Source organism: Thermococcus sp. (assembly GCF_027008145.1).
GTDB lineage: Archaea > Methanobacteriota_B > Thermococci > Thermococcales > Thermococcaceae > Thermococcus.
Window position 1 is genome coordinate 1 of sequence record NZ_JALTCZ010000200.1, and the last position, 4,073, is coordinate 4,073.

Annotated in this window: 7 protein-coding genes; 3 read left to right on the top strand and 4 right to left on the bottom strand. The window is 54.4% G+C overall.

Annotated features, from left to right (window positions below; translation table 11 throughout):
* Nucleotides 1-1,076 (top strand): phosphoglycerate kinase (gene pgk / locus MVD07_RS10140; RefSeq protein ID WP_297501721.1); only part of this gene is annotated, 1,076 nt, incomplete at its 5' end.
* A 21-nt stretch (nucleotides 1,077-1,097) separates the two neighbouring features.
* On the opposite strand, the gene MVD07_RS10145 is transcribed toward pgk, so the two are convergent.
* Nucleotides 1,098-1,418, bottom strand: coding sequence for a 4Fe-4S binding protein (locus MVD07_RS10145; RefSeq protein ID WP_297501724.1), 321 nt, complete (start codon nucleotides 1,416-1,418; stop codon nucleotides 1,098-1,100).
* 114 nt (nucleotides 1,419-1,532) lie between these two features.
* The gene (locus MVD07_RS10150) at nucleotides 1,533-2,006 is read right to left on the bottom strand and encodes a PadR family transcriptional regulator (protein ID WP_297501727.1); all 474 of its coding nucleotides are present in this window, start codon (nucleotides 2,004-2,006) and stop codon (nucleotides 1,533-1,535) included.
* A gap of 60 nt (nucleotides 2,007-2,066) precedes the next feature.
* Here MVD07_RS10150 and MVD07_RS10155 point away from each other — a divergent pair, with 60 nt between their 5' ends.
* The gene (locus MVD07_RS10155; protein ID WP_366078517.1) at nucleotides 2,067-2,501 is read left to right on the top strand and encodes an ATPase; all 435 of its coding nucleotides are present in this window, start codon (nucleotides 2,067-2,069) and stop codon (nucleotides 2,499-2,501) included.
* A complete protein-coding gene (nth, locus tag MVD07_RS10160) occupies nucleotides 2,470-3,183 on the top strand; it encodes an endonuclease III (RefSeq protein WP_297501730.1) in 714 nt (237 codons plus the stop codon). The genes MVD07_RS10155 and nth overlap by 32 nt, the downstream gene beginning before the upstream one ends.
* 117 nt (nucleotides 3,184-3,300) lie before the next feature.
* On the opposite strand, the gene MVD07_RS10165 is transcribed toward nth, so the two are convergent.
* A complete protein-coding gene (locus MVD07_RS10165; protein WP_297501733.1) occupies nucleotides 3,301-3,879 on the bottom strand; it encodes a TrkA C-terminal domain-containing protein in 579 nt (192 codons plus the stop codon).
* Nucleotides 3,872-4,073 (bottom strand): TrkA C-terminal domain-containing protein (locus tag MVD07_RS10170; RefSeq protein WP_297501736.1); only part of this gene is annotated, 202 nt, incomplete at its 5' end. The genes MVD07_RS10170 and MVD07_RS10165, both read right to left, overlap by 8 nt.

Genomic DNA, 4,073 nt, shown 5'->3' on the forward strand with positions numbered 1-4,073 from the left:
TAGCGACCCACCAGAGCAGGCCCTACAAGGGGGACTACGTAACCACCGAGGAGCACGCGGAGATACTGAGCGGTCTCCTCGGTCAGGAGGTCGAGTACGTTGAGGATATCTTTGGAAAGCTCGCGAGGGAGAGGATAAGCTCGCTCAAAGCCGGGGAGGCCATAATGCTCGAAAACCTGCGCTTCTCTGCCGAGGAAGTCTTTTACAGGCCCCTTGAGGACTGCGAGAGGACGTTCTTCGTGAGGAAGCTCGCGCCCCTAATAGACTACGTCGTCAACGACGCCTTTGCAGCGGCCCACCGCTCTCAGCCTTCCCTCGTTGGCTTTGCCCGCTTGAAGCCAATGGCTATGGGGACGCTCATGGAGAGGGAGGTCAGCGCTTTAACGAGGGCCTACGGGAGCGGTGAGAGCCCCAGGGTTTACGTCCTTGGGGGGGCGAAGGTTGAGGACTCACTTCGTGTAGCTGAGAACGTCCTGAGGAGGGAGAAGGCCGACCTCATCCTGACGGGTGGTCTCGTCGGTCACGTCTTCACCCTCGCCAAGGGCTTCAACCTCGGTGATGCCAACATTGAGTTCATGGAGAAAAAGGGACTCCTTGGGCTCGTTGACTGGGCGGAAAGAATACTCGACGAGTTCTACCCGCTGATCAGAACTCCAGTTGACTTCGCGGTTGATTACCAGGGGGAGCGCGTTGAGGTTGACCTTCTCAGCGACGAGAAGAGGCTTTTTGACGAGTATCCGATACTCGACATAGGTTCGAGGACTGTCGAGAAGTACAGGGGGATACTTCTCAACGCCGGAACCATCGTCGCCAACGGCCCGATGGGGGTCTTTGAGAGGGATGAGTTCGCCCTCGGGACGGTGGGAGTTTTTAGGGCAATCGGCGAGAGCAAAGCGTTTAGTGTCGTCGGGGGTGGGCACAGCATAGCGAGCATCTACAGGTACAGCATAACGGGGATAAGCCATGTCTCCACCGGAGGAGGGGCTATGCTCAGCTTCTTCGCGGGCGAAAAACTGCCCGTCCTTGAGGCCTTCAGGATAAGCTACGAGGCCTTTAAGGGAAGGCTCAGCCGGTAGTGGAATCCCCTTTCCTAAAGCTCAGCACTGCCTCTCTTCTCCTCTTCCTCCAGGAAGTTGTTCTTCCTCCCGGAAAACGAACCTCAGGCCATACCTCTTCTTGAAGGGCAACGCCAATGCACTCTTAATGAAGGCCATGGCTGGATGCCTTACAGGGCTTTCGACGGGTCTCAGCACCTTAGTCGGGCAGGCCTGGACGCAGATGTAGCACATCCTGCAGGCTTCAGGGTTCTTCATGAAGGGCCTGAGGCGGACTTTATACCCAACCCCGAAGAGGCTCGCCCTCATCGGGACGGTTTTCCATTTCATCGCTGAAGAGACACGCTGAAATGCACTCGTCACCGCAACATATCGGGTAGTGTATGACCTTAACTTCTTTTGACAAGCCTCGTCCTTTAGGGAGGGGAGTTTTCCTTCATTCTCCTGTAGTATCCCTTCCAGTCCGGGGCTTCTATCTCACTCACCGAGAATGATGAGCCTTATCTGCCTGGCGCAGTCCTTAAACAGCTCCTCAAGTTCCCCCTTCTGCCCTTTGTCCAGCTCTTCGATCCGTGAGAAGAGCTCCTTGAACGCCTCTTTGAGTTCCTCACCGCCGAGCTCAAGGAAGAGCTTGTAAGCCTTCATCTTTCTCTTCGCTTCCTTAAGCTCCTCATTGTGTCTCTCAAGGTATTCGAGGCCCTTCTTCGTTATCACGTAGGTCTTCCTCTCGCGCTTCCCCTTCTCAGCGACCTCGATCAGACCGCTCCTTCTGAGCGATGCCAGGATTGGGTAAATCGTTCCGGCACTCAGCTTTACGCCGTAGAGCCCCTCCATCTCGGCCATCACGCCGTAGCCGTGATTTGGCTCCCTCAGCAAGTCGAGGATGACGAGTTTGAGCGTTCCCCTGACGTTGGGCCTCTCCATCGAACCACCCAATATATCGGACGACATATCGGTTAAAAGCCTTTGGGTCGCCACCCTTATTAAGGCTTCCTCCAACTCCCTCAGGTGATGGGCATGAGACTGGTTCTTAAGCCACTCTTTGAGGCCGAACTAACTCCAGACTTTGCGGAGGTAATAAAGGGCAAACTCCTCGGGAAGGAAGTTAAAACCGGTGAGAAGGTGGTCGTTGAGCTGATTGGAGAACCGCTCCACTTCAAGGTTCTCTTGGCTGAACCTTCTCCGCTTAAGGTGGACAAGTCGACTAAAATTGAGTTCTCGACGGGAGACCTGGACGTCATCAACATCGAATTCGGGAAGGAAGTTGACGACGTCATAACCTTTGGGAAGGGTTTTGTGATCCTCCTTGGAAACGAGGTCGTCGTCCTCTCGAAAGAGGGGCAAAAGGTTTATAGCGAGGAGTTCAAGTCCCTTAAAGGAATTAGGGTAACCGAAGATTTGGTGGTGGTAATCCATGGCTCGGGCGTCAAAATCATTAGACCTTAGCGGATTCACCTTTGACGAAGCCTGGGAAGAGAAGAGGAAGAGGGCGGAAAAAATCGTCGAAATCCTCATGAAGACCCACCCGAGGGAGAAGCTCCTCATAGGCGACCCATACAGGACTCTGATCCACTGCATAATTTCCCAGAGAATGCGCGATGAGGTCACCTACCGCGTCTGGGAGGAGCTCTTCAACCGCTACAAGGATATTGAGACAATAGCCTCAACGCCGGTCGAGGAGATGCAGGAGTTCCTCCGAAAGCGGGGAGTCGGCCTCTGGAAGACCAAGGGGGAGTGGATCGTAAAGGCCTCGCGGATAATCCTCGAAAAGTATGGCAGAAAGGTTCCCGACGACGTTCACGAGCTCATGAAGCTTCCCGGTATCGGGAGGAAGTGTGCCAACATAGTTTTAGCCTACGGCTTCGGAAGGCAGGTCATTCCAGTTGATACACACGTCAACAGGATAAGCAAACGCCTCGGTTTGGCTCCTCCCAGGGTTGCCCCCGAGAAGGTTGAGGAATACCTCATGGAGCTCATCCCGAGGGACAAGTGGATATATGTCAACCACGCTATGGTCGACCACGGAAGGAGCATCTGCAAGCCGATAAGGCCGAGGTGCGGTGAGTGCCCCCTCAGGGAGTTCTGCCCCTACGCGAGGGGATTAGTGAAGGACGAGGAGATAAGGTAGCCCTCTCGCCCTGAAACGCAAATAGGATAAAAACCAGAACGACTACGATAATTTCTTTATTCTCGCCATGAACGTAGAACAATCTCAAAGAATAAAAACACCTCGCTCCTGAAGTGGTCAATCTTCCTCCTCGATCTCCTCCCCGGCGAGCTTCCTCAGCTTGTCGAGGTCGGAGCCGACCGCTATGAGGACGTCTCCCCCCTCGATCGTGTCCTTCTTCCCGGGATCGTAGATGTAGCGGTCACCGCGTTTTATGGCTATTATCCTCGTCCCTATCTTGCTCGGGAGCTTGAGCTGTTCGAGGGTCTTGCCGATGAGAACCGAGTTGGGCCTAACAGTTACCCTTCCGAGTTCCTCCTTGGTGTCCTCCATTATCTTCCTGATTATGGGGTGTGGTTCGAGGTCCCTCAGAATTATGTCGGCTATACCGTAGGCCGCGTCGCTTATGTGCTCGTTTATCTCGGCGAGGTCTATTATGCTGAGCAGTCTTTCCGGGTCCTCTTCCTTCTTAGCCGCGCGGAGGGTCAGCCTCTTGACATTAAGGGTTAGGTCGTCCATCCTCTCTTCAAGGAGATAGACCTCCTCCGCTATGTCCTCGCTGTTGTACATGACCGAGGAGAAGGCGAGGTCTATCATGAGCGCCGAGAGATCCTTCATCTCAACAAGGCAGTTCCTAATCTCCTCAAACTCATCCATGGGACACCACCTTCAGAACCCCACGGGCTATCTCCTTAAGTCTCTCAAGGGCCGTCCGGGTGCCCCTCGCTATGAGGGTGTCGTTCGGGAATATCTTGGTGTCCTCATCTGGGTTGAAAATCCACCTCTTCCCCCTCCTGATTGCGATCACCCATGTTCCGGTGTTCGCCGGCAGGTCGAGTTCATCAAGGGTC

Coding starts and splice junctions, on each gene's coding strand:
- nth (WP_297501730.1), top strand. CDS start 2,470: ATGGCTCGGGCGTCAAAATCATTAGACCTTAGCGGATTCACCTTTGAC.
- MVD07_RS10150 (WP_297501727.1), bottom strand. CDS start 2,006: ATGTCGTCCGATATATTGGGTGGTTCGATGGAGAGGCCCAACGTCAGG.
- MVD07_RS10165 (WP_297501733.1), bottom strand. CDS start 3,879: ATGGATGAGTTTGAGGAGATTAGGAACTGCCTTGTTGAGATGAAGGAT.
- MVD07_RS10155 (WP_366078517.1), top strand. CDS start 2,067: ATGGGCATGAGACTGGTTCTTAAGCCACTCTTTGAGGCCGAACTAACT.